At 71.9% G+C, this 24,471-nt stretch carries 20 protein-coding genes; 7 read left to right on the top strand and 13 right to left on the bottom strand.

Annotation, left to right across the window (positions count from 1 at the left end; all coding sequences use genetic code 11):
• Positions 1-57: 57 nt before the first annotated feature.
• Positions 58-918: an alpha/beta fold hydrolase gene (locus ACRAKI_RS16840; RefSeq protein ID WP_447008038.1), complete on the top strand. Its 861-nt coding sequence runs from the start codon at positions 58-60 to the stop codon at positions 916-918.
• Between the two features lie 408 nt (positions 919-1,326).
• Here the strand turns inward: ACRAKI_RS16840 and ACRAKI_RS16835 are convergent, their stop codons facing one another.
• On the bottom strand, positions 1,327-1,659 hold the full coding sequence (locus ACRAKI_RS16835) for a YciI family protein (protein ID WP_447008037.1): 333 nt from the start codon (positions 1,657-1,659) through the stop codon (positions 1,327-1,329).
• Positions 1,660-1,931: 272 nt separating this feature from the next.
• A complete protein-coding gene (locus tag ACRAKI_RS16830; protein WP_447008036.1) occupies positions 1,932-2,978 on the bottom strand; it encodes a saccharopine dehydrogenase family protein in 1,047 nt (348 codons plus the stop codon).
• Between the two features lie 71 nt (positions 2,979-3,049).
• On the opposite strand from ACRAKI_RS16830, the gene ACRAKI_RS16825 reads away from it, so the two are divergent.
• The 3 genes from ACRAKI_RS16825 (at position 3,050) to ACRAKI_RS16815 (ending at position 7,881) form a co-directional block, all read left to right on the top strand.
• Positions 3,050-3,994 (top strand): GlxA family transcriptional regulator, encoded by a 945-nt coding sequence (locus ACRAKI_RS16825; RefSeq protein WP_447008035.1) that lies wholly within the window; start codon positions 3,050-3,052, stop codon positions 3,992-3,994.
• 401 nt (positions 3,995-4,395) lie between these two features.
• Positions 4,396-7,461, top strand: a complete 3,066-nt coding sequence (locus ACRAKI_RS16820) for a discoidin domain-containing protein (protein WP_447008034.1) — start codon at positions 4,396-4,398, stop codon at positions 7,459-7,461.
• Between the two features lie 291 nt (positions 7,462-7,752).
• Positions 7,753-7,881, top strand: a complete 129-nt coding sequence (locus tag ACRAKI_RS16815; protein WP_447008033.1) for a hypothetical protein — start codon at positions 7,753-7,755, stop codon at positions 7,879-7,881.
• A 381-nt stretch (positions 7,882-8,262) separates the two neighbouring features.
• Here ACRAKI_RS16815 and ACRAKI_RS16810 read toward each other — a convergent pair whose 3' ends face one another.
• Positions 8,263-8,391, bottom strand: a complete 129-nt coding sequence (locus ACRAKI_RS16810; protein ID WP_447008032.1) for a hypothetical protein — start codon at positions 8,389-8,391, stop codon at positions 8,263-8,265.
• A gap of 346 nt (positions 8,392-8,737) precedes the next feature.
• Here ACRAKI_RS16810 and ACRAKI_RS16805 point away from each other — a divergent pair, with 346 nt between their 5' ends.
• The 3 genes from ACRAKI_RS16805 (at position 8,738) to ACRAKI_RS16795 (ending at position 12,811) form a co-directional block, all read left to right on the top strand.
• Positions 8,738-10,096 carry an endo-1,4-beta-xylanase gene (locus ACRAKI_RS16805; RefSeq protein WP_447008031.1) on the top strand — a complete coding sequence of 453 codons (1,359 nt, stop codon included), beginning with the start codon at positions 8,738-8,740 and terminating at the stop codon, positions 10,094-10,096.
• A gap of 309 nt (positions 10,097-10,405) precedes the next feature.
• Positions 10,406-10,780 (top strand): HNH endonuclease, encoded by a 375-nt coding sequence (locus ACRAKI_RS16800; RefSeq protein ID WP_447008030.1) that lies wholly within the window; start codon positions 10,406-10,408, stop codon positions 10,778-10,780.
• 315 nt (positions 10,781-11,095) lie between these two features.
• Positions 11,096-12,811 carry an acyltransferase gene (locus ACRAKI_RS16795; RefSeq protein WP_447008029.1) on the top strand — a complete coding sequence of 572 codons (1,716 nt, stop codon included), beginning with the start codon at positions 11,096-11,098 and terminating at the stop codon, positions 12,809-12,811.
• Positions 12,812-12,839: 28 nt separating this feature from the next.
• On the opposite strand, the gene ACRAKI_RS16790 is transcribed toward ACRAKI_RS16795, so the two are convergent.
• The 10 genes from ACRAKI_RS16790 to ACRAKI_RS16745 all read right to left on the bottom strand — a co-directional run bounded on the left by ACRAKI_RS16790 (position 12,840) and on the right by ACRAKI_RS16745 (position 24,435).
• Entirely contained in the window at positions 12,840-13,076 is a 237-nt protein-coding gene (locus tag ACRAKI_RS16790; protein ID WP_447008028.1) for a GMC oxidoreductase, read from the bottom strand.
• A gap of 323 nt (positions 13,077-13,399) precedes the next feature.
• A complete protein-coding gene (locus tag ACRAKI_RS16785) occupies positions 13,400-13,645 on the bottom strand; it encodes a hypothetical protein (RefSeq protein WP_447008437.1) in 246 nt (81 codons plus the stop codon).
• Between the two features lie 238 nt (positions 13,646-13,883).
• Positions 13,884-14,681 (bottom strand): FHA domain-containing protein, encoded by a 798-nt coding sequence (locus tag ACRAKI_RS16780; protein ID WP_447008027.1) that lies wholly within the window; start codon positions 14,679-14,681, stop codon positions 13,884-13,886.
• A gap of 12 nt (positions 14,682-14,693) precedes the next feature.
• On the bottom strand, positions 14,694-15,851 hold the full coding sequence (locus ACRAKI_RS16775; RefSeq protein WP_447008026.1) for a serine/threonine-protein kinase: 1,158 nt from the start codon (positions 15,849-15,851) through the stop codon (positions 14,694-14,696).
• Entirely contained in the window at positions 15,848-17,878 is a 2,031-nt protein-coding gene (locus tag ACRAKI_RS16770; protein ID WP_447008025.1) for a transglutaminase family protein, read from the bottom strand. Before ACRAKI_RS16770 ends, ACRAKI_RS16775 begins: the two co-directional genes overlap by 4 nt.
• Entirely contained in the window at positions 17,875-19,014 is a 1,140-nt protein-coding gene (locus ACRAKI_RS16765; protein WP_447008024.1) for a DUF58 domain-containing protein, read from the bottom strand. The genes ACRAKI_RS16770 and ACRAKI_RS16765 overlap by 4 nt, the downstream gene beginning before the upstream one ends.
• Before the next feature lie 2 nt (positions 19,015-19,016).
• On the bottom strand, positions 19,017-19,991 hold the full coding sequence (locus tag ACRAKI_RS16760) for an AAA family ATPase (protein ID WP_447008023.1): 975 nt from the start codon (positions 19,989-19,991) through the stop codon (positions 19,017-19,019).
• Between the two features lie 25 nt (positions 19,992-20,016).
• Positions 20,017-22,116, bottom strand: a complete 2,100-nt coding sequence (locus ACRAKI_RS16755) for a fibronectin type III domain-containing protein (RefSeq protein WP_447008022.1) — start codon at positions 22,114-22,116, stop codon at positions 20,017-20,019.
• 66 nt (positions 22,117-22,182) lie between these two features.
• On the bottom strand, positions 22,183-23,823 hold the full coding sequence (locus ACRAKI_RS16750) for a protein kinase domain-containing protein (protein WP_447008021.1): 1,641 nt from the start codon (positions 23,821-23,823) through the stop codon (positions 22,183-22,185).
• Between the two features lie 147 nt (positions 23,824-23,970).
• Positions 23,971-24,435, bottom strand: coding sequence for a PaaI family thioesterase (locus ACRAKI_RS16745; protein WP_447008020.1), 465 nt, complete (start codon positions 24,433-24,435; stop codon positions 23,971-23,973).
• Positions 24,436-24,471: the final 36 nt, after the last annotated feature.

Below are 24,471 nucleotides of genomic sequence, written 5' to 3'. Positions count from 1 at the left end.
GCTCGTTGATCGGGTCCGGCCAGGCCGGTTCGAGGTCCGCCCTTGCTACGGTGACGCATGCTTTCCGCACACGCCAACGGTGTCGAACTCGGTGTCGAGGTCTTCGGTCGCGATGCCGATCCCCTCGTGCTGCTGGCCGGCGGCGCCACGATGCTCTCCTGGCCGGACGCGCTGTGCGAACGGCTCGCGGCCGGCGGACGTCGAGTGGTCCGTTACGACCTGCGCGACTGCGGGGCCTCCACGACCGTCGACCCGGAGGCGCCCGGCTACACGCTCCGCGATCTCGCCACCGACGCGGCGGCGCTCGTCGGCGCGCTCGGCGCCACCACCGCCCACCTCGGCGGCCTCGGCATCGGCGGCATGGTCGCCCAGGTCGCCGCACTCGACCACCCGGGGGTGTTCTCGGCGCTGACGCTGATCGGGACGCGCCCGGTCGCGCCGGGGCCGGTAGATGACGACCTGCCCGATCACGACGCGAAGGCGATGGGAGCGCTGTTCTCACTCCCGGCGCCTGATTGGAGCGACCGGGCCGCCGTCGCCGCGTACGCCGCCGACCGGGCGGCGCTGCTCGGTGACGACCCTGGGCAAGCGCGCACGACCGCGGCGCGGACGTGGGACCGCACACCGTCGAGCGCCCCTTCGGCGCACGCGGCGAACCAGCTCGGAATGGTGTTCGCCCGACTCGACTGCACGCCGCGGTGGCGCGAGAGGCTCGGCGACCTGACCGTGCCGACCCTCGTCGTGCACGGCCGCGCGAACCTGTTCTTCCCAGTGGGCAACGGCGAAGCGCTCGCCGCCGAGATCCCCGGCGCGCGGCTGCTCGTCCTCGACGACATGGCCACAGCCCTTCCCGACGCGGCAGCCGACGAAGTCGCCGCAGCGATGCTCGACCTGCCCACCATCCCGCCGAGCGGGTGACCGCCGAGCGTTGCCCACGGTTGCACCGTCGACCGCCCTGACGAGCCACCACCCGAGGTGCCGCTCAGCGGGCGGTCACTGGGGCAACTGGCTCGCACACGGTCGAAGCGTCACGGCCCTGCTCGACTTAGGATGGGCCCGCTTCGGTGACCCGGTCGACGACTGGTTCTTCCCGCAGGAACACCGGACCCGGTGACACGACCCAACCCCGACTCCCGAGAGACCGCGCACAACGCATCACCGCCGCCCGTGGCATGCGCGATCACCGCACGCCAAGCAGTTCCGCCGGTGCCGACCGACCTCAGCGGAACGCGGCGACAGTGCGGGCGGCACGACAGTTGATCACCGACGCAGACTGGTGGCGTGACCTCAGGGAAGGCTGATGTCTTGACGTACCAAGCCCATGGCCTACAACGCCTCCTGCAAGGGCCAGACCTCGACGACGCCGTGCGCGACTGCGCATGGGCTCGCCGAGGCGAGTCGGACGGCCTCTTCGATCGTGGCGGCTTCGATGATCGCGAACCCGGCGACCGGGAGAGCCGAGGACATGAACGCTCCGCTCTCCACGGTCATGCCGGCACCGGCGTGGTTCCGCACCTGCACGGGCGCGCCGGCGATCCCCATGACGACTCCCCTCGCACGCAAGCGAGCGTCGTGCTCGTGCGCCTCGTCGCGCACCACCGCGTCGGTGCGGTCGTACCCCTCCTGGTCGCCGTACCCGATGGTCACGAACTTCGGCATGGAGCAACCTCTCCCCGTTGGTGCGAAGTGCTCGACGGTACTGACCTCAAGTCGTTCCGGCGATTCGTCGCAGGCGGCGAACGTGCGCTCGCGCCGAGGGCACGTGGACGCACGGACCTCCGTCGCTCCTGAACCCGACGTCGCACCGGACAGCTCAACACGACCGTCCCCACGTGGTGTCGGGCTTGCCACTGCCCGGATGACCAGGGAACCGGAACATCCGCTGCTGCCGCTGATGGTTCGCGGAACCACCGACCAACGTGCGCAGCCGGCTACCGCTTCGTCGCCATCGCGGTCAGGTCGGACCGGATGTCGATGGCACGCGCCTCCCGCTCCAGCACGGCGAGGACGTCGGCGGCGTCGAACGCTTCGCCGGGAGCCGCAGCGCCCGCGCCCCGGTGGCGTCCGTCGAGGAGTCGGACGGCGCCTTCCACGACGATCGGCGCGGTGACGGCGTAGATGTCGCGCCCGGACGCACTGATCCGCCGGGTGTCCACGCCGTGGCGCACCACGACGTCCACGACGAACCGCTGTGCCGATCGTCCGTACTCGTCGGTCGAGGGCGGTGCCGGCGTCGCGGCGTCACGGAGATCCGCGAGCGGAGCGGTGTTGAGGTACGAACGGAGCTCGCCGATGTCGAGGTGGCGATCGATCGTGATCACCTCGGAGAACGGCAGCCGCACGACCGACTGGTCGCCCAACGGCGACGGGTAGGACCACGTACCGGACGGCGCGGGACTCTCCAACGCGGTCAGCGCGCCGCCTCGGATCACCAGGCGGGTCGCGGTGTTGCGCTCCCCGGTGACCCGGGTGCCGGCGGTCGGCCACCAGCGGTCGAGACCGATCGCGACCTCGACCTCGTCGGCTCGCGAACCACCGTCGAGCGCGGCCGTGACCAGCAGGTCGGCGAGACCGCCGTAGAAGGCCATGGCGGGGACGACGGCGACACCGGCGGCCCGAGCGGGAGCGTCGAGGTCGCGGTAGAGCGCCTGCACGGCCGGCTGCTCGGCGGTGACGTCGAGGTAGTGCGCTCCGGCCTCGACCGCAGCGTGGGCGAGCGGCAGTGCCGTGTCGAGGAACGGCCCGGCGCAGTTGACGACCGCGCCGGTACCCGCCACCGCCCGCCGGAGCAGGTCGGGATCATCGACGCCCACCACCCGGTGGTCGAGGCCCGCGTGTCGGGGCGGGACGGCGGCCAGGCGCTCGGCGCTGCGGCCGGCAAGCACGGGAACGAGCCCTCGCCGCAGCAGCTCGTCGACGACGAAGCGCCCCGTGTGACCGGTGGCGCCGTAGACGAGAACTCGATCGGTTGCGTTCACCAGACCATCGTCGGACGCGACGCCGGTCCACGACGAGTGTCCGAAACGACGTCGGCCGTACACTATGCGACATGCCCAGGGTCGCCCTCGTCCTGCACGGCTCCGCGATGCTCTACGAGATCGCCATCGCCTCCGAGGTCTTCGGCGTCGACCGTTCGGACCTGTCCCCCACCGGCACGTGGTACGACCTCGTGGTCTGCACCGCCGACGGCGCTCCGCACCCCTGGCTGGCCCACCTGCCGACCACCTCGTACGCCGCGATCGCCCAGGTCGACACCGTCGTCGTGCCGTCGTCCGACGACCTCGACGACAACCCCGACCACGAACTCCTCGACGCGCTACGCGCCGCCCACCACCGGGGCGCCCGCATCGCCTCCCTGTGCACCGGCGCGTTCGTCCTGGCGGCGGCCGGAGTGCTCGACGGTCGGATCGCGACGACGCACTGGATGCACGCCGAAGACCTCGCCCGCCGCTACCCGCAGGTCGACGTCCGGCCGGACGTGCTCTACGTCGACGAGGGCGACGTGCTCACCTCGGCAGGCAAGACGGCGGCGCTCGACCTCTGCCTGCACCTGGTGCGGCTCGACCTCGGCGCCGCCGCCGCCAACGGGATCGCGAGGCGGCTCGTCGTGCCGGCCCACCGAAGCGGCGGTCAAGCGCAGTTCATCACCCCGCCCGCCGAGCCGCGGAGCCCGGACGGTCTCGCACCCACCCTCGAATGGGCACGTGCCCGCCTCGACCAACCCCTGACCGTGCGCGACCTCGCCGCACACGCCAACCTCAGCAGCCGCCAACTCGCCCGCCGGATGCACGCGGAACTCCAGGCCGGGCCGCTCGACTGGCTCCACCACCAGCGGATCGCCCGCGCCCAGGAACTCCTCGAACGCACCGACGCCCCGATCGACCAGATCGCCACCAGCTGCGGGATGGGGACCGCCACCACCCTGCGCCGCCACTTCCACCGCGTCCTCGGCGTCACCCCCACGGCCTACCGGGCAACGTTCCGCCTCAAGTGACTCCAAGCGCCCCCAAGCGACACCGGGCAGCAACGACCGGATCCGCCGCAGACCGACCACCCGCGAGCGCACCCCGTGCCGCCATGGTGTTCGTGCGCCGTTCCCTCTACCCTCTCACGGTCGGGCCATCGACGAAGGCGGCGCATTCGTGTACTACCGACGCTTGCGGGAGATGGCCGTGCCGGCAGTCCGGCGCGGGAACGCCGAGATTCAGCAGACAGGCGCACCGGCTCCCGGGCCTGACCGGAACCAGGTCCGCTCGGCCGGCAGAACCGGTCCCCCTGCCTCTTGACCGTGGAACGGCCGGTGAAGTTCGCTAGGGGGAGAGCGCTCTCCCGGATGTCGACGATCCGCGGCCGGTGGCACACCGGTCGTCGGGTCCAACCCTGCCTGGAGTCGTCATGCCCGAAGCGCTCGCCCGGCAACGCCGCCGGGTCCTGCCCCTGCTCGCCATCCTCGCCGCGCTGATCGCGGGGCAGATCACCGCGGTCTCGTCCGAGGCGCGGGCGGCCGGAGTCCTGCTGTCCCAGGGCAAGGCGACCACCGCGTCCTCCGTCGAGAACGGCGGCACCCCGGCGTCCGCCGCCACCGACGGCGACACCGGCACCCGCTGGTCCAGCGCGTTCACCGACCCGCAGTGGTTGAGCGTCGACTTGGGCGGCACCGCGACGCTGGACCGCGTGGTGCTGAGGTGGGAGGCCGCGTACGCGACCGCCTTCCAGCTCCAGACCTCCGCCGACGGCACTACGTGGACCACCGTCCACACCACTGCCAACGGAGCCGGTGGCACGCAGGACATCCCCGTCACGGGCACCGGCCGGCACGTGCGTCTGGTGGGCACCGCCCGCGCCACGGGCTACGGCTACTCGCTGTGGGAGTTCCAGGTCTACGGCACGACGGACACCGGCACCGGCACGCCCATCTCCCAGTACAAGCAGGTCGCGGCCTCCACGTGGGAGGGCGGCAACGCGCCCGCCGCGGCGCTCGACGGTCGCGCGAACACCCGCTGGTCCAGCCAGTTCTCCGACAACCAGTGGCTGCGCGTGGACTTCGGCGGCGTCGCCACCGTGAACCGGGTCGAGCTGACCTGGGAAGGCGCGTACGCCAAGGGCTACCGGATCGAGTTGTCCGACGACGCGGTGAAGTGGACCCAGGTCTACGCGACCACCACCGGCGCGGGCGGCACGGAACGCCTCACCGTCGGCGGCACGGGCCGCTACCTGCGCTTGTTCGCCACCACACGCGCCACCGGCTACGGCGTCTCGCTCTGGGAGTTCCAGGTCTTCGGCACCGTCGACACCTCCGCGAACACGCCGCCGCTGCTGTCGCCGCCGACGAGGGCACCGGCGGTGACGGGTCGGTTCGCGCTGGCCGCCCCGGCCGACAACGCGATGATCACCGGCACCCGTCGTCCGGCGTTCTCGTGGGCCACCGTGCCGGGCGCGGTGCGCTACCAGGTCTGGCTCAACATCAGCCGCACCGACTACGACTTCGCCGCACCGGGCAACCTGATCGACCTGTACACCAAGGTCGCCGAGCCCACCGGCACCAACTACACCCCGTCGTGGGACATCGCGGACCGGTGGACGTACCGCTGGTTCGTGGTCGCGGTGGACGGCTCGGGGACGACCACCGCGTCGAACATCCGGACGTTCAGCCTCTACCTGCCGACGTTGACGACCGTGGACGACGGCGTGCGGGTGGTGAACGGCAGCCGTGACCTGAACAGGAACGGCACGATCGAGCCGTACGAGGACTGGCGGCAGCCCGTGGAGACGCGGGTGAACGACCTGCTCGGGCGGATGACGCTCGAAGAGAAGGCGTACCAGATGTTCTACAACGCCCAAGCGTTCCCCCGGTCGGGGTGGCACTTCGGGCCGGCGGAAGCGCAGGACCTGCACGACGCGCTGCTCGGGTCGACCGGGACGCGGCTCGGCATCCCGTTCGTGACGGCGGGCGACACCATCGCCGGGTACAAGACCACGTATCCGTTGCAGAGCGCGTTGGCGGCGGCGAAGAACTACCCGTTGGACTACAAGCTCGGCGACATGCAGCGGCGCGAGCAGTTGGAGGTCGGCGCGCGCGGGGTGCTGGGGCCGTTGGCCGAGGTCGGCACGAAGGTGCTGTACCCGCGCATCCAGGAGGGCAACGGCGAGAGCTCGGAGGTCGCGTCGGCACAGGTGCGGGCGTTGGTGGCCGGCTTGCAGGGCGGGCCGGAGCTGAACCCGGCGTCCGTGCTGGCGACCGTGAAGCACTGGCCGGGCGAGGGCGCGGGCGGTGAGGCGTTGATCGTGTACGACGCGGTGACGATCAAGTACCACACTGCCCCGTTCAGGGCCGCGATGGAAGCCGGTGCGGTCAACATCATGCCGGGCTACGCGGGCAGCTCCCTGCTCGACCCCGGCGGTCCGGGCGCCGGGGACAGCGCGAAGATCCTCGCGTACCTGCGGCAGAACCTCGGGTACACCGGCCTGATCACGACCGACTGGCTGCCGTCCGGCTCGTGGGTCGGCGCGGCGAACGCCGGTTCCGACGTGATGGGCGGCGCGGACCCCGGTGCACCCGGGTTCACCATCGGGGGGTTCACCTCGGCGGTGCCGGCGGCGCGGATCGACGACGCGGTGCGCCGCGTGCTGCGGCTGAAGTTCAAGCTCGGGATCTTCGAGAACCCGTACGGCGACCCGGTCAACGGGCCGTACCGGTTCCACAAGCCCGAGTACGCGGCGTTGGCCAACCAGGCGTCGCGTGAGGCGATGACGTTGTTGAAGAACACCAACGGCGTGCTGCCGGTGCGGCTCAACCGGGGCGACAACATCGTGGTGGCCGGTCCGCGTGCCGACGACACGGCGGCGTGCTGCATCTGGACCAGCTACTTCCACCAGGAGTACGGCTCGCAGACCATGCTCGAAGCGATCCGCACCCGTGCCGCGCGGGCCGGGGTGAACGTCCACAAGGACACCGGGCCGTCACCGAAGCTGGCGATCGTCGCCGTGGGTGAGCCGTCCTACACCCACGCGACGAGTTGGCCGAACGAACGGCCCTACCTGCCGCCGGACCAACTCGCCCTGATCCAGGACTTCCACCGGCAGGGCATCCCGGTCGTGGTCGCCCTGGTCCTCCCGCGCCCGTACGTCATCACCGAGTGGCACGACCTGGCGAGCGCGATCGTCGTGACCTACCGCGGCGGCGAGGAGATGGGGCCCGCTCTGGCATCGTTGCTGTTCGGCGACTACACCCCGAGCGGCAAGCTGCCCTGGCAACTGCCCCGCGCCCTGTCCGACGTGCTGCGTCCCGGCGGCATCGACACACCGGCCGATGCCGTCGAGCAGTGGGACCTCCCCTACGACCTCGGCGCGACCGCCGCCGAACGTGCCGACATCCGCGCCCGGATCGACGCGGGCCACCCCGTCCCCAGCACCTACGGCACCCCGCTCTACCCGTTCGGCGCAGGCCGAACCACCTGGTAAGCCCGTCTTCTGGAGTACCTGGCCGAGATTCTCCGGTAGGACGCCAGCACGCTGATCGACCACGCAACGCCCTGAACGGATCACGTTCATCGCGCTGCGCGAGATCGGCACAGTCGCCGACGGCCCTGTCGGCGACTGTGCCGATCCGGCCGGGTTTCCCGGTCGGAACGCCAGTCCGGTGACCGCGCTGGAGCCACCGCAGGTCGGAGTGGTCGTCGAAGCGCTGTGTGCCGTGACGCCCGAGGCGGTCCGCGCGGTCGTGCCATCGAGCCCGGACCGCATCGAGGCAAATTGGGCAAGCTCTCGCGAGACCTGAAGGGGGATCTGGCTGAGCAACTAGCCCACCAGCACACCGCCCTGCGCGAGTTCTACACCGAAGCCGCACGTCGTCAACTGGCCATCGTGCAGTGGTGGGACTGAACTGACCTGGGGGCTCCCTCGGAGCCCATCGCAACCCACCGCTCGCCAGACGCAACCGCACGCTTCGCGGCCTCCACCGACCGCGTGCAGCGCTCCGCTCTCTCCTGCCGGGATCGCGCACGCGCCGCGAACGGTGCCTCCACGGGCTCCAGCACCACGCTCAACGGAACCCAACCGCAGGTGAAGACAGCCGCCCACCCGACCTACGGCCGACTCGAACCGTAACCACATGCGTAGCCGAATGACCAAGGAGGTCGTCGCGGACACCCACCGCCGCCGAACCTCCCTACTCATGAAGGGCTGACGTTGCGCGGGGTGAGGATGTCGTTGTCGACTGGCGCCGAAGCCGCGAGCCCCGCCATCAGCGGCGGGCGGGTCCGGCTACGGGTCAACGCCGACATCCGACCCGGCGCCAACCGTGTAGCCCCGCTTCTCCCACAGCACCGACGGCGTGAACTTCTCCGCACTCGGGCCGACGTTCACCCGCACCAACGCCTGCCAGTTCTTCATGGGCTACCGCTTCGGCCTTGAAGCGCCGAAATTTGCGAAATTAGTTTCGAATCTTTGCGGAATAAAGCCGCGCCACACCCCTCTTCGACACCTCGGGGTCGCAGCGCATCCCGCCCCATGAAATGACCCATCCACGTGGGCTTTCAGCGGACGGCCAAGATCATACTTAACCGGTTCGCTTCGGTGCGTGCGCGCGAATCCCGGCGCTGAAGCGGACGGCGGCGAGCCTTGATCGGCCGAACTGTTTCGGTTAATACTACTTAACGTTTCGAGCGGCCACTCGACCGCTCCGCCCCAACCGATCCCCACCCGTGCTCCTGCGGGTGCTCCTCAGAAAGCGCCGAACATGACGCTGACAGCGAAGTCAGTCGCACGAGTCGCGCTCGTGTCGACCCTGGTCGCCGCCGCCACGGGCGCCGCGGTCCTCGTGGCGTCACCCGCCAGTGGTGCCGCCTCCACGCTCGCCGCGGCGGCCCAGCAGAGTGGCCGCTACTTCGGCACCGCGGTGGCCGCGAACAAGCTGGGTGACTCGACCTACGTCGGGATCCTCAACCGCGAGTTCGACATGGTCACGGCCGAGAACGAGATGAAGATGGACGCGACCGAGCCGTCCCAGGGACAGTTCAGCTACGGCAGCGCGGACCGGATCGTCAACCACGCCCTCAACCAGGGCAAGAAGGTCCGCGGGCACGCCCTGGCGTGGCACTCGCAGCAGCCGGGCTGGATGCAGAACATGTCCGGCACCGCGCTGCGCAACGCGATGCTCAACCACGTGACCCAGGTCGCCACCCACTACCGTGGCAAGATCCACTCCTGGGACGTCGTCAACGAGGCCTTCGCCGACGGCAGCAGCGGCGGACGGCGTGACTCCAACCTCCAGCGCACCGGCAACGACTGGATCGAGGCGGCGTTCCGCGCGGCCCGCGCGGCGGACCCGAACGCCAAGCTCTGCTACAACGACTACAACACCGACAACTGGTCGCACGCCAAGACCCAGGGCGTGTACCGGATGGTGCAGGACTTCAAGGCGCGCGGCGTGCCGATCGACTGCGTCGGCTTCCAGGCCCACTTCAACAGCGGCAACCCGGTGCCGTCCAACTACCACACCACGCTCCAGAACTTCGCGGCGCTCGGTGTGGACGTGCAGATCACCGAGCTGGACATCGAGGGCTCCGGCTCCTCGCAGGCGCAGCAGTACCAGGGCGTCGTCCAGGCATGCCTCGCGGTGACCCGCTGCACCGGCATCACGGTGTGGGGCATCCGCGACAGCGACTCGTGGCGCGCCTCGGGCACGCCGCTGCTGTTCGACGGCTCGGGCAACAAGAAGGCCGCCTACACGTCGGTCCTCAACGCGCTCAACGCCGCCGACCCCACGAGCCCGACCACCCCGACGACCCCGACCACGCCGACCGGTCCGACCACCACCACGCCGAACCCCGGCGGCTGCACCGCGACGTACTCCGAAGGCCAGAAGTGGAACGACCGCTTCAACGGCCAGGTCACCGTCTCGGGCACGAGCAACTGGGTCGTCACGGTGACCGTCAGCTCGCCCCAGCGGATCATCGCCACCTGGAACACCGCCGCGACGTGGCCGTCGGCCAACGTGATGACCGCCCGACCGAACGGCAACGGCAACACGTTCGGCTTCACCGTCCAGCACGGCGGCAACTGGAACTGGCCCAGCATCTCCTGCCGGGTCGGCTGATCCGACGCGGGAGTGCCCGGCCGCCACCGGGCCTCCCGCTCCCGTCCGGTCCGGCCGCCAAGACGCCTTGGGGGTCGTGGCCACCAAGGACTTGTGACCGTCGCACGAGGGGAACGGCCGAACGCCTCCTCCAACGGTGGCATCCCAGTCGCGCCGGCACCCACGCGCACGATCACCGGCAGCGGGTAGAGCCGCACCTACATCGGTCGAGGCACAGGTTCGTGACGATCCTGGCCAGCCAGGCTTCCTGCACCTCGATCCGCTGATCCGGGTCGCGGATCGCGGAGGCGCGGACCGTATAGTGGCGCGATGGTGAACGCCGGCCGCCGGATTCGCGCCGCGCGCCGCCGGAAGCGGCGGATGGATCGGGTGGAGCACGATCTCGATGACGTGCAGTGGAAGGCACTTCAAGCGGCGTGGGGCGGTTGCGCCTACTGCGGGGCGAACGACGGGCCGTTGCAACGCGACTGCGTGCTCGCGATCTCTCGCGGAGGCCGCTACACGGTCGACAACGTGGTCCCCGCGTGCCGTTCCTGCAACGCCAGCAAGTGCAACACCGAAGTGACCGCGTGGCTCCGGCGCAAGAGGCTCGACGAGGGCGGGTTCCTCCTCCGCCATGCCGAGATCGGGGCGACGCTGGTGGCCGCTGAGCAGGCCAGGAACAACGCTCAGGCTCAGCCGTAGGCGGGTTAGCGGGTCCGAGCGGGCAACGCTCGTTCACCGTACCTCGGCAGGACGTTGCCCCTGGTGGGCCGTATGCCGGGTCGCCGTCCCACCCGACGCGACGTCACCGTCCGGGCAGTAGGCCGTGTCGAATTCGAGTTCCACCCCATGATGCCCGGAATACCGGTGCCCAGGTCCCGAAGATGATCGCACAGGGCGTTCGGAACTTCGCCGGGTGCGAGCACGGGCCAGGTGCAAGGCACTCCGCCCACTCGCGCCCGGAGAGAGTGCCCGCAGGGGATGCCAAGCCGGTAAGCGCTTTCCTACACTCGGCGCATGGACCCGACAGACGCGCTCGAAGACTCCTACTTCGACTACTGCCCGTGGGACTTCGAGCGCCTGGCCTCCGAGCGGCAGCGCGCCGCGCAGGCGGCACGCCGGCAGGGCTTGGCCGACCGGGGCGCGAGCATCGGCCCTCGGTGCTACCTCTCCGCGGCGGCGGGCGTGTTCACCGACGTCCTGCGCATCGGCGCGGACTCGTACATCGCCGGGCACGCCTACGTGACGGGCGAAGTGACGGCGGGGTCGGACTGCACCGTGAATCCCTACGCCACGGTTCGAGGCCGGGTGGCTCTCGGCAACGGCGTGCGCATCGGGGCCCACAGCTCCCTGCTCGGGTTCAACCACGGCTTCGCGCCGGACCAGCCCGTGCACCGCCAGCCCCTGACCAGCAGGGGCATCACGGTCGGCGACGACGTGTGGATCGGTTCGAACGTCGTCGTCCTCGACGGGGTGACGATCGGCGACCACTGCGTCATCGGCGCCGGAGCCGTCGTCACCAAGGACCTGCCGCCCTGGACGATCGCCGCGGGCAACCCGGCCCGCCCCCTGCGTGATCGCCGCGCCGGAGGGGGACCGCGGATCCGGGTGGCCGGTTCCGGTGTGGCGGACGCCCTGTCCCGCTTCGCCGAGCGGGCGCGGGAGCAGGCCGACTCGATCATCGCCCGGTGCTGGGACCCGGACGCGGGCCGGTACACCGACCGGCCGGGCGTGCCGGCGACCGTCCGCGCCCACTGCGACGCCGTCGAGATCGCCGATGTGCTGCTGGGCACGCCCCCGCCGCAGCTGTCCGGCGCCGAGCACGCCGAGCGGCTGCGCGTCCTCCAGGACTCCGAGACCGGGCTGGTGCCCGAGTACGGGCCCGACGGACGTCCCGGCACGCTGCCCGCCCCGGCGTCCGACGGGTGGGTCGACGACGCCGACGCCGAGTACCACGTGCTGGCGGTGGGCTACGCGCTGGACCTCCTGGGCTCGCGCTTCGGCCACCCCGTCCACGTCGTCGCCGGCATGACGGCCGAGCAGCTCGTCGCGCGGCTGGAAGCCCTCCCGTGGCGGACGCGCGCGTGGTCAGCCGGCGCCTGGGTGGACTGCTGGGCGACAGCCGCGTACCGGAACGCGGAGTTGGGCGTCGAACCCGCGGGCCCGGGTGCTTTGGAGGCGTTGTACGGCTGGCTCGTCGGCCGGGCGGATCCGACGACGGGCCTGTGGGGCGGGGCCAGGACCCCAGGAAGCGGCTTGCTGCAACTGGTCAACGGCGGCTACCGGCTCACTCGCGGCTCGTTCGCCCAGTACGGGCTGCCGCTGCCCCACCCCGACGAGGTGGTGGACACCGTGCTGGCCCACGGTCGTGACCCGCGCTGGTTCACCGCCGGTCGGGAGAACGCGTGCAACGTCCTCGACGTGGCCCACCCGTTGTGGCTCGCGGGACGGCAGACCGACCACCGCGCCGCGCAATCGCGGGCCTGGGCGGAGGAACAGCTGACCCGTGCCTTGGCCCGCTGGCAGGACGGCGCCGGTTTCGGCTTCGGCCCGGCGGGCGAGGGCGGCGGAGGTCCTGGCCGGGAACCCGGGCTGCAGGGCACCGAGATGTGGCTGGCGATCATCTGGCTGCTGGCCGACGTGGTCGGCTTGGCGGATCGGCTGGAGTACCGACCTCGTGGCGTCCACCGCCCGGAGCCGGGGCCTTCGGCGGTGTTCAGGCCGTTGCCCTGACACGCCTGCTCGCCAGGGCGACGGAACGTCAGAACAGGCTGTCGACGTCGTGGGTGACGATGTGCTGGAGGCAGCGTTCGGCGAGTGCGGCGACGGTCCAGGACAGGTTGGCCGTGCTGGTCGAGCCGGGGATGAGGGCGGAGTCGGTGACGTAGAGGCCGGGGTGGTCGTGGACGCGGCCGTGCAGGTCGCACACGGCGTCGAAGACCGCGCGGCCGAGCGGGTGCGCGGTGAAGGGGACGAGGGCGTGGGAGGGCAGGACCACACCACCCGCCCGTCCGACGAGTGGTGCGGCGGAGGCGTCGGTGGCGATCCGGGCGGCTGCGGCAGCCGGACCGGTGTCATCCCGGCGCGGGCGGCGTCGCCGTGCAGGTCGCGGCTGGAGGTGTAGCGGACGTGGCGCAGGACGTCGTCGGGGATCGGGGAGAAGCGCAGCATCGCGGCCACCCGGGGGTAGAAGACCCGCTCCATCTCCTCGTGGTCGATGCCCGGGGGCATCACCCGGCTGAACAGCTGCGCACCGGGTTCGATCGAGATCCCCCGGTACACCAGCGATCCCCGCCGGCCCCGGCGCGGCGCAGTGGACGTTCATCCCGATCGTGCTGATCCGCTCGACCAGCCCGGTGTAGGGCTTGTACAGCGCCGGGGGCGAGAACGGCAGCACGGGCCATGGTGCCCAGCCGGCTCGCCCGGTGGTCCGGGGAGGAGAACCGGGGGGAACGTGTCCACGCCCGGCCCGCTGGGCCACCACTTGCCCCGCTCCAGCACCAGGGCCCGCACACCGGCCCGTCCCAGGCGCAGCGCCGCGACCGATCCGCCGAACCCGCTGCCCACCACCACCGCCCGGTGGTGCTCCTCGCGAACCGGGGCGTCACGGGCGGACGCGGTGCCGGCGGTGGTGGTCAGGATCGCGGCCGACCCCAGGATCAGGCTGCGCCGCGACACGGCTGCGGACGGTGCCACAGCTCCTCCTCAAGACGACGGGCTGACCGACCAGTGTGGTGCACAGAACCAGGCGTCGGACCACTCCGCGAAGGCGTGCGGCCGGGACCGCGCGATCGACCCGGGCCTTTCACGACCCCCAGTCCAGGAGCTCCAGGTCCTTCGGCGCGAGCGCGGTCGACCGCACGAGTTCGCGGAGGAGGTTGTCGTTCAGGGCGTTGCCGACTGGTTCGCCGACCTCTTCGCGGGTCAGGCCGTGCACCCCTCGGCGGGACAGGCGGTCGCGCACCACGCTGACCCGGCGCTCGAGCTTCTTCGCGGTCCACCCCGCGTCGGGCTGGAGCTCGGCGAGCCGGAGGGCGGCTTCCTTCCACGTCAGCGGTTTGGGGTTGGGCTCGCGCAGCAGGTAGTTCCGGCCCAGGGCGACGAGCATCAACTTCTCGTCCGGGGTGAGCGCGTACGGTCGGGGCGGGTCGGTGTCGGCGTTGTGGCGGGAACGGGGCGGGTCGCCGTCGCTACCCGTGACGTAGATCTCCAGCAGGTGTTCCCGGTCCCGTGAGCCGGGCACGTGCAACGGCGTGTACCCCGCGGCCAGCGGGATCGCGCTGTCGTCGGCGAAGAGCCACTGCGAGCGGGGCAGGCGGATCGGCCTGCGTCCCGTGTTGCGCAGCCACCACCGGCCCTGGTGGTGGGTCAGTTCGCCGTGCCTGCGGCTGACCTGCTCGTCGTCCTCACCGACGCAGACGTGCACCAGCGGCCGGTTCCGTCCGAAGTAGACGGTCCGACCGTCGCGGGGGCCGACCGCGTACCCGCCGCCGAGGGCGAGCGCGTGCACGGACCCCGGCACGGCGCGCGCGACGCCGTGAGTCAGGCTGTTGTGCCCCCTGGGCAGCAGGAGTCCACCCGAGTGCTCCAGTTTCGGCTCCACGCGCCGACCTCCTCACCTGTGGCAGACCGCCCCACGCAGGCTCTCGGTCTGACTTTCGAAGATCTGGTCCCCGCCCTTGGTGCCCCGCACCAGGAAGCAGTACCCGCGGTCCGGGTCGGGATCGACGTCCACCGTCGCCGTGTGGCTGAACTTCACGAGTTCCGTCCGGTTCGGCCCGCCTTCGGCCCAGTAGTGGACGGCGAAGTACAACTGGTCGTCCGTCGACGTCCAGTTGAGCGTGACCTTGTCGCCCAGGTCGGTCGGCTCGTCCAGCTCCACGATCGGCTGCCCCGGGTCCGCCGCCGGCGGCGGCGAGGTCGTCGTCGCCGGCGGCGGCTCCGACGTGGCGCGCGGCCACAGGACGACCGCCAGCACGGCGGCCGGCACCGCCACCGCCGCCAGAGCCGCGTACCGACGCCGCCGCGCCGGCTTCGCAGAGGGAGCCTCGGGCGCGGTGGCCGTCACCGGCGCCGACCGCCGCGCCGGATCGGGGGCCAGCATCCGGCCGATGGCGGTGGACAGCGCGACGGGGACGTCCGGCCGGCTGACCGCGGGCACCGGATCGCCGAGCACGCGCAGGATCCGCTCGCCGGTCAGCTCCCCGATCCGACTCGGGTGCGGCGACCTCCCGGTCAGCGCGAAGTGCAGCACCGCGCCGAGGCCGTACACGTCGGTCGCCGCCTCGACCACGCCGGTGCGCAGCGTCTCCGGTGACACCCACTCGATGCCGGCCAGCGGATCGCGCCGGAACTCCTGCCGCTGCGCCACGCCGAAGTCCGCCAGCACGGCCTCGCCGTTCGCGCGGAACAGCACGTTGGCCGGGGTGATCCCGCCGTGCAGCACGCCGAGCGCGTGCGCGGCGGCCAGCGCTCGCGACAGGGATCCGCACAGGTCGGACACCTCCTCCGACGACAGCGGCCCTTCCCGTCGCACGCGGTTCGCCAACGAGTCGGCGCACAGCTCCATCCGGAAGGCGTGCTTGCTGCCGTCGACCAGCTCGACGCCGTCCAGCGGCAGCACGGGTGCGGACAGGTCGGCGAGCTTGGCCCGTTCCCGCTCGATCGTGGCGAGCGCGCGCCGGTCGAACCTGCCGGGGAACACCTTCAAGGCGGTTCCGCCGTCGACGGCGTACACCTCGGCGACCGGGCCGCTGCCCAGCAGTCGGCTCATCGGATCACGAACACCGCCCTGATCCGCGCGCCGAGCGAACGCCGGGCAAGCGTGCCGCGGATCTCCGCGACAGCCTTCCACGCGGCCTTCACCGTGCCCTCGTCCGCCCCGGCGCCCGACCACAACGCCGTGTCGAGGTGGACCGCCAGGCGGTGCAGGCTGTCCACGACGGATCCCGCGGAGACGGCGGCGAGGTCGCGGGCGGTCATGCCGGGGGTGATCCGGGCGCCGTGCGCACGCAGCAGGTCACGGGCCTCCCACCAGGCGCCGACCACGCCGCGGACGCCGGTGAAGCGCTTCCGGCGCGCGGTCCGGACGAGCTTCGCGACCGGAACGGCGAGCAGCACCGCCAAGACCAGCGCGAGCAGACCCGCCAGGCCCCACAGCACCGGCTTCCAGACCCCGGCCCACGAACTCCCCTCGTCCACCGCTGCGGGCGCCTGCACGGGCGGGTCGGGCAGCTGCTCGTCCGACGACGGCAGGTCGGCCCGCGCCTTCGCCATGACCTCGGCCAGCTTGGTCGGCGCCGGACCCGCGCCGCTCGCCGCGCCGGCCGGGTCGAGCGGCACCCAGCCGACACCCTCCACCGCGACCTCGGGCCACGCGAGCACGTCCTTGTTGCGCACCACCGCCTCGCCGCCCCCGGCCCCCTGGGGCGCGCGGTACCCGACGGCCAACCGGGCCGGGATGCCGACGATCCTGGCGAGGAGCACGTACGACGCGGCGAACTGCTCGCTCGTCCCCCGCTTGGTGTCCAGGAGGAATTCGCGCAGCTGCGGCCAGCCGCTCCCGGTCGGCAGCTCCGAGCCGGTCGCGACCTTGTAGTTCTCACTGAGGTGCTGCTCCAGCACGAGCGCCGTCCGGAACGTCGGCCGCGCGTCCCTGGTGGCCGCCTTGGCCAGGGCGGCGATCTCGTCCCGCACGGTGCCGACGTCGCCGGGCCGGACGTCGGACGACACCGCGGCGTCGGCGAGGCCGGAGAGGTCACCGACCGGCTCGTGCCAGCGCAGGTCGTACTCCAGCGGGCCACCCCGTTCCGGCAGCAGCAGGGTGCCGGCGTCCTGGTCGACGAACGGCCGCACCGCGCCGCCCACCGAGGTGGGCATGGCCTGGCTCGGCAGCCACCGCTGTCCGCCCGGAACCCTGATGCGCGCGGAGCGCTGCTCCGTCGGCACCCCGGCCTGCGGCCCGATCTCCGCGCCCAGCCTGCGGTACCGGTCGTTCGACGTCCACGTGACGCCGTTGAAGCCGTCCAGCACCACGAGTCGCCAGCGGTCCACCGGGGCGTCGCTGTTGTACCTGAACACCACCGTGTCCGGATCGGCCAACCGCGCCGCGACCTCGGTGAGCGGGCTCACCTCCCTCGGCAGCGGGACCTGGGCGAACTGGTTCTGCCGCACCGAGTGCGCGGGACCCGTCGGCACCGCCAGGGTGGCGACCCCGGCCACGACGCCCAGCGCGACCGTCAGCGCGACCGCGGACCGGGCCGGGAGGAGGAACAACCCCGCGACGGTGACCCCGTAGGCGAGCGCCACCAGCACCGCCACCGTGCCGGACACGGCGATGAAGGCCTGGCTCAGCACGAGCAGCACCAGGCTCGGCACCACGGCCGCGGCGGGCCAGCGCAGCAGCTCGATCCCGACCAAGGCCGTGAAGAGCACGAGCAGCGGCACGAACAGCAGCAGGTCCGCCTCCGGCCGCACCGGCCAGGTCGATTGCAGGGTGAGCTGCCAGGAGTCGGTCACGCCGGCGAGCAGCCGCGTCAGGCTGTCCGAGGTCGGCAGGCCGCTCCGGGTGGTGTCGAACAGGGCCAGTTCGACCAGCGCGAGCGCGCCCACGACCAGCGCGAGCAGGGGCCGCCACGGCCGCAGCGCGGGAACCCGGAGGCACACCTCGACAACCGCGTAGCAGGCCACGACCACGACGGCGATCGGTGGCACCAGCGCCCACAGCCCGAACACCGGGGCGAACAGCAGGCCCGGCACCGCGGTGGCGAGCAGCAACCAGACCGCGTGCACCCTCGTCACGCGATCACCGCCTGCCACTGGCCGATCGCGTCCACGGCGTTCGCCGCACGCAGCACCCGCACGCCCGGGACCCCTGGCGCGGCGCCGTGCGCCCCGACCACCAGGATCATGTCCCCGTACCTCGGCCGCAGGCCGACGAGCGCCGCACGGTCGTCCGGCGAGAGGGTCACCGCGGAGGAGATCACGACGAACGTGCCGCCGCCTGCCCGCGCCAGCGCGCCGGGCACGAGCGGGAGGCCCGCCTCCTCGGTGCGCACCACGACGCACAGTTCCTCCAGGTACCGCTGGACCGCGTCCCACCCGGAGGACGTCGCGACGTCGACGCCGCCCGGCGTCACCAGCCGACACCGGTGGTCGGCGTCGGCGGCGGCGACGACCAGGGACGCCGCCAGCTCGACCGCCTCCTCGAACTCCGGCGCCGTCATCTCGCGCCGGTCGTCCAGCAGCACGGTGAACTGGGGCTGGTGCGGGTCCGCGTAGTCGCGGATCATCAGCTGCCCGGTCCGTGCCGTCGCTTTCCAGTGCAGGTGGCGCACCTCGTCCCCCGGGACGTACGGGCGCACCTCGCGGATGTCGAGCGACCCCCGCGGCGAGGTCTCCGTGGCCTCCCCGTCGTGGTGGTGCAGCGGGAGCCCACCGGTGACGGCGCCGACCGGGTGCGTCCGCGGGTACACCCACAGCGTCGCCGTCCCGCCGAGGGAGAGCTCGGACCGGCCGAGCCCGAGCGCATCGGCGCGGAACAGGGTCAGCGGGCCGACCTCGCGCCTGCCCCGCCGCCCGGTCGGCAGCTCGTTCAGGTAGGGCTGTTCCGCACCGGCCGCGAGCGGGCGGACCGCGACGGTCACCCGGTCCTCGCCGACCCGGTCGACCGCGGTGAAGCCGCCCTGCCGCCGCGTGCCGGGGTTGTGGACGCGCAGCGTGATCACGGCTCGGCCGTTGCGCTCGACCCGGTCGGGGAACAGCTCGCGGATGACGTCCACCCGGGGCTTCCGCCCGGCGACGCCGATCGCGGCGGCCACCGCGCCCACCGCGATCGCGCCCAACGCGACCAGCAGCGGGTAGCCCGCGACCAGGCCGAGCACGACGAGCACGACCGCGACCACGAGGGTGCACACGCCGCGTGGGGTCAACCGCATGGTCAGGCTCCCGCCACGCTCGTGACCACGCTGGTGACCGCTACCGGGACCGGGACCTCGGCCAGCAGGTCGGTCACGACGCCCTCGGCCTTCCGCTGCCGCAGCTCCGCCTCCGACTTGAGGATCAGCCGGTGGTCGAGCACCGGGTGCGCGACCTCCTTGATGTCGTCGACCGTCACGAAGGTGCGCCCGTACGTCGCCGCGAGCGCCTGTGCCGCACGGACGAGCGCGATGGTGCCGCGCGGGCTCGCGCCGTACCTGACTTCCGAGTGCTGCCGGGTCGCGGAGGTGATGCTCGTCGCGTAGTCGATCACCGCGTGCTCGATCCGGACGGCACGCACCTGCGCGATGGCGCTCCGCAGCGTCGGGATGTCCACCACGGCCTTCAGCTCGTCCGGGTTGACCCCGGCGCGGTCGCTCATGACCACCAGCACCTCGGACGCCCGGTCCGGGTAGCCCATCCGCAGCCGCATCAGGAACCGGTCCAGCTGCGCCTCCGGCAGCCGGTAGGTGCCCGCCATCTCGATCGGGTTCTGCGTGGCGATCACCAGGAACGGCCTCGGCACGTCGTGGCACACCGCGTCGACCGTGACCCGCTGCTCCGACATCACTTCCAGCAACGCCGACTGCGTCTTCGGGGTGCCGCGGTTGATCTCGTCGGCCAGCACCACGTTCGCGAACACGCTGCCAGGGTGGAACGTGAACTTCTCCTCCCTCTGGTGGTAGACCTGCACCCCGGTGATGTCGCCGGGCAGCAGGTCGGGCGTGAACTGGATCCGGTTCCAGCTGCCGCCGATGCTGCGCGCCAGGCACCGGGCGAGTGTGGTCTTGCCGAGCCCCGGCACGTCCTCGATGAGGAGGTGCCCCTCGCTGAACAGCGCGGCCACGGCCAGCCGGACGACCTGCGGCTTGCCCCGGACGACGTTCTGGACGTTCGCCGCGATCAGCTCGTACACCTGACCGGGAGTCTGGGTCACGATGTTCCCTTCCTTCACTGAGATCTCACCAGGGCAGGGAGTTCGACCGGATCGGAGTGATCGGGACGCCGTCCCGGTGGATCACCTCGACCCACACCGTTTCCCCCGAGCCGGCGTAGGCGAACTCTTCGAGCGTGGCGTTTCCGTTGCCGTCGGTTGTCGTTGTGTGCCCGGGATTGGTGTACTGGGCATCGGTGCTGTGCGGCATGATGGTGTAGCGGGTGTTGGGGTCGGCCCCGGTCAGCACGACGCGCATCCACGCGCAGTCCGATTTCCCACCGCAGTGCTCGTCGGTGCGCGCACCCTTGCTCAGACTGACCTGCAGCGGGGGCACGGCTTGGTGTGTGGCCGAGGCGGGTGCGCCGGTGAGGAGCTGCCCGTCCGGGGTCCTGGTCACGGCGTACACCGTGAAGGTGACGGCCTGGGATGCCCGCACCTGCTGGTACACGACCTGGGTTCCGGTCACCTGCTGCGTGCCGAGGCCGGTGGCGGTGACCTCGTAGTGCGCCAGCGTGCCGCCGTTGAGCGCGGGCTGCGCCCAGGTCAGCGTGACGTCCCGGGCCGGCCGGGCGTTCGCGTTGTAGCTCGGCTGCAGGTTGACCGGCGGCCCGGCCGGTGAGACCGGCGCGATCGGCGTGACGGGGCGGGTCGACGCGCCGGGACCGGTGCCCATCTGGTTCGTCGCGGCCACCGCGAAGGTGTAGCTCACGCCGTTGGTCAGGCCGTTGACCTGGTACGCGCCCGCTCCGCCGCCGACCGGGACGGACCCGGACCGGCCGTTGCTCCCCTGCCAGGACACCACGTACGAGGTGATCGGCGCGCGGTTGTCCGGCGCGGCGCCCCAGGTGACGGTGGCCGAACCGTTGCCGGGCTGCGCGGCGACCCCGACCGGGGCGCCCGGACGGCTCGGCGGCACCGGGGGCGGCGGGGGCGGCGGGGGCGGCGGGGGCGGCGGCGTCCGGGCCGGGGGTGTGGGGATCTCGGTCGACCGTTCCGGCTGCTCGGACGTCTTGGTGGTGGTGGTCCCGGTCGACGTGGCGACCTTCCGGGTCACGTCGACGTTCGTCACGCTGCCGTCCTCGGCGGCCACCAGCACCTGCGTGCCGTTGCGGTCTTCGACGTAGATTCGCTTGTCCTCGCCCACGGACAGCCGCGGCTCGCCCGTCCTGTCCGTGAGCGGCTTCTCGTCCTTCCGCTTGCCGTCCTGGCCGTATGTCACCACGGTGCCGTTCTGCCGGTCCACCAGCGCGATGACCTCCCCGGTCGACACCGGGCCGTCGTAGTCGCCGGTGCCGAGCGCCACCGTCACCGACTCGACCGGTGTGGTCCTCGTGTCCACCAGGACCAGGCTGCTCTGCGCAGCGCTCGGGTCGAGGATGGCCAGCCGGCCGTTCGCGTCCTGCGCGGCGGGTCGGGCGTTGGGCGACAGCAGGACGCCGAGGTCGACGCCCTCGCCGAACGAGTCGCCGTCAAGGGTGTGCAGCCTGCTCGTGAACAGGTCGAGGAACGCGGGCCGTCCGGCCACGACGGTCAGCGCGCCGGCGTGGTCCGGCGGCGCGGACACCGGGCAGCCCGAGACCTCGACCGCGTCCTTGGCCAGCGTGCAGATCTCGCCCTTCCCGGTGCGGTGGAACCACATGGTGCCGTCCTCGGTGACCACCGGGCTGCCGATCGCGCCATCGGTCGGGATCGACGCTGCCGGGTCGCCGAGCCTGATGATCCGGCCGGTGTTGGGGTAGACCGCGTACGGTCCACCGACGACCTCGATGCCCAGGGGAATCTCGTCCGAGGGTGGTTTGTCCGATTTCTGCGCCGACAGCGATTCCTTGTCGAACTCGGTGATCCGGCTCGGCCCGACCACCCAGCCGCTGGTCTCGCCCTGCAGGACCTGGCTGCCCACTTCGGCGTCGATCGGGAACTCGGCGTCGAGGTTGGCCGTCGCGCCGTCGACGTGGAACACCATCCCCAGGACCGAGTTGTACATCCAGTGGCCGGTGTTCGCGAACCTCGCGGCCGACAGCGGTGGGGTCGCTCCGGCCACGACCGCGCCCAGAGCCGCCACGCACACCACGGCGAGCAGGACGAACGGCTGGCTCGCGCGGGCCGCCGCGCGTTTGCTGGTCACGGGGCGGGATGCTAGCGACGGTGCCCGGGGACCGGTCCCCACCTCCACCACCTGCCGTTTCACGATCTAGACCAGGCGGAAGCTGTCGCGGATGCCGGCGATCAGCGGTTCTGCCGCCGCCCACTGCTCCGCCAGCGTTCCCTGGTCGTTGGCGTACAGGGAGAACGTCAGCTTGTAGACCGCCGTCGCGGACGTCTCGGCCCTCATCCGCGTGCGGTAGTGGACGGCGTCGGCGCGGTAGGCGCACTCGAACTCCGCCGACGAGTCGTCGCCGGACAACCCGATCTTCTGGTAGTCCGAGATCTGCCGTCTCGTGCTCAGGGCCTCGTGCTCGGCCGCCAGCGCTTCGTACGCCGACGCGCCGGCCTTGCCGGTGCTCCGCTGCACCTCCACCTTCAGGGTGCCGACCTTCGGGTCGGTCCGCGCGCCCGCCCAGGTCACGGAGCTGAGCGTGCCGTCGATCGACGAAGCGCGCTGCCAGTCGGGCGGGATGGCGATCTCGAAGCCCAGCCGTTCCTGGTAGGGCTTCAGCGGGATGTCCGGCGTGCCGGTCCTGCTCGCCCCGGACAGGCTGGTCGTCGGCGACGCGGCGCCCTGACCACCCGGTGGCAGCTTCGCCACGACCACCGCCACCACGACAGCCGCCGCCACGACTCCCATCGCGATCAGCGGCACGCGCTTCGACCGCGGCTTGGCGGGCCGGGTCGGCGGGAGCGTGGGTGCGTCCGGCGAGACCCGTCCCGGTGCGGGCCCCGGCAGGAAGGGCGGCACCCCGGTGCGGGTGTTGGGCACGGTCCCGTGGGCGATCGTCAGTTCACCGGCCGGGTTGACCACCCTGGTCGGGTACTCCAGCCGCACCCTGGTTCCCGGTGGCGCCGAGGCCGGCAGGGCGGCGATCCCGGTCAGCTTGTCGATCGCGGTCCTGGCCGTCATGCGCTCGGCGGGCTTCTTGCGGAGCAGCCCGTCGATCACCGGCGCCAACCGGCCGACCTTCGGATCAGGGGCCGGCTCCCAGGACAGCACCGCCCCCAGCGTGGCCTGCACGTCCCCGCGGGAGAACGGCGTCCGGCCGACGACCATGCCGTAGAGCATGATGCCGACCGACCACAGGTCGGCCGCCGGCAGCGCTTCCTCTCCCCTGATCCGCTCGGGCGATATGTACTCCGGCACCCCCGGGAGCTGGCCGGTCGCGGTGAGCACCGAGTCGCCGTCGATCAGCGCGATCCCGAAGTCGGTGAGCACGACCTGGTCGTCGACGAGCATGACGTTGCCCGGTTTGACGTCCCGGTGCAGCACGCCGTTGCTGTGGGCGTAGTCGAGGGCTTCCAGGATCTGGGCCCCGATCCGCGCGGCCCTGTCCACGGGCATCGGACCGTCGGCCTCCAAGGCGTCGCTGAGCGAGCGCCCGTGCAGCAGCTCCATCACGATCAACGGCAGGCCACCCCCGTCGATCACCACGTCGTAGACGGTGATGACCCTGGGGTGCTTGCTCAACTTCGCGGCGGCCCTCGCCTCCCGCAGCGCGCGCCGCACCTCCGGGTCGTCGTCACGGATCACCCGCCCCCTCGGCGGCATGATCTCCTTGATGGCCACCTCTCGGTCGAGGTACTCGTCGTACGCGCACCAGACGATGCCCATTCCGCCACGACCGAGCGACCGGCGCAGGCGGTAACGCTCAGCGACCAGTCTCCCCTCGCCCTCAGTCACGACGGCAATATCCCTGAGTCACGACGGTAATATAGCGACCACGCTCCGTCGCTGGATGCCATTCCCACTACGCGCTGAGGCGGCCGGGGACACCCGTGCCGAGGAGGGACCCCCGTCGATGCCCGAGTCGGCGTCGGACGTGCCGCGTCAGCCCGCTGCTGCGGGCCGGGGGCGCCAGCGCTTCCACAGGGCCGTCGCCTCAGCACGGGGCTTGCCGTCCCAGACCAGGGAGACGTCCACGGTCATCTGCGCTTCCGAGGCTTCGCGCACCACCGCCCGCAGCTCGACCGGTTCGGTCAGCGGCGAGGGCCGCAGGTAGCGCACGTCCAGCCCGGCCGTCACGTAGGGCAGCGCGGCGCCGGGGAGGGGTGGCCAGTCGCGCTTCTCCGTCTCCAGGACCACGGCCGCCGCGCTGTGGCAGTCCAGGACGGTGCAGATGATCCCGCCGTTGAGGAAGCCCAGGCCGTTGTCGTGCTCGGGCCACGGGGTGAACTCGGCGGTGACCGCGCCGTCGTCGCCGGGGTAGCTGCGCAGTCGCAGGCCCTTGGGGTTGCCGTGTCCGCAGCCGAAGCACGGCAGGTCGGGGTAGAGGCGTTCCTGGATGCTCGTCACGGCGTCCACAGTAGATGGACGTGGAGCACGGGGCGG

This window comes from Saccharothrix isguenensis, from assembly GCF_052936305.1.
This window is presented reverse-complemented; position numbering and strand designations above follow the sequence as displayed.

Excerpts from the sequence above, each read along its gene's own strand:
- ACRAKI_RS16840 (WP_447008038.1), top strand. The coding sequence starts at position 58 with ATGCTTTCCGCACACGCCAACGGTGTCGAACTCGGTGTCGAGGTCTTC.
- ACRAKI_RS16835 (WP_447008037.1), bottom strand. The coding sequence starts at position 1,659 with ATGCCGAAGTTCGTGACCATCGGGTACGGCGACCAGGAGGGGTACGAC.
- ACRAKI_RS16825 (WP_447008035.1), top strand. The coding sequence starts at position 3,050 with ATGCCCAGGGTCGCCCTCGTCCTGCACGGCTCCGCGATGCTCTACGAG.
- ACRAKI_RS16820 (WP_447008034.1), top strand. The coding sequence starts at position 4,396 with ATGCCCGAAGCGCTCGCCCGGCAACGCCGCCGGGTCCTGCCCCTGCTC.
- ACRAKI_RS16810 (WP_447008032.1), bottom strand. The coding sequence starts at position 8,391 with ATGAAGAACTGGCAGGCGTTGGTGCGGGTGAACGTCGGCCCGAGTGCG.
- ACRAKI_RS16805 (WP_447008031.1), top strand. The coding sequence starts at position 8,738 with ATGACGCTGACAGCGAAGTCAGTCGCACGAGTCGCGCTCGTGTCGACC.
- ACRAKI_RS16800 (WP_447008030.1), top strand. The coding sequence starts at position 10,406 with ATGGTGAACGCCGGCCGCCGGATTCGCGCCGCGCGCCGCCGGAAGCGG.
- ACRAKI_RS16795 (WP_447008029.1), top strand. The coding sequence starts at position 11,096 with ATGGACCCGACAGACGCGCTCGAAGACTCCTACTTCGACTACTGCCCG.
- ACRAKI_RS16775 (WP_447008026.1), bottom strand. The coding sequence starts at position 15,851 with ATGAGCCGACTGCTGGGCAGCGGCCCGGTCGCCGAGGTGTACGCCGTC.
- ACRAKI_RS16765 (WP_447008024.1), bottom strand. The coding sequence starts at position 19,014 with ATGCGGTTGACCCCACGCGGCGTGTGCACCCTCGTGGTCGCGGTCGTG.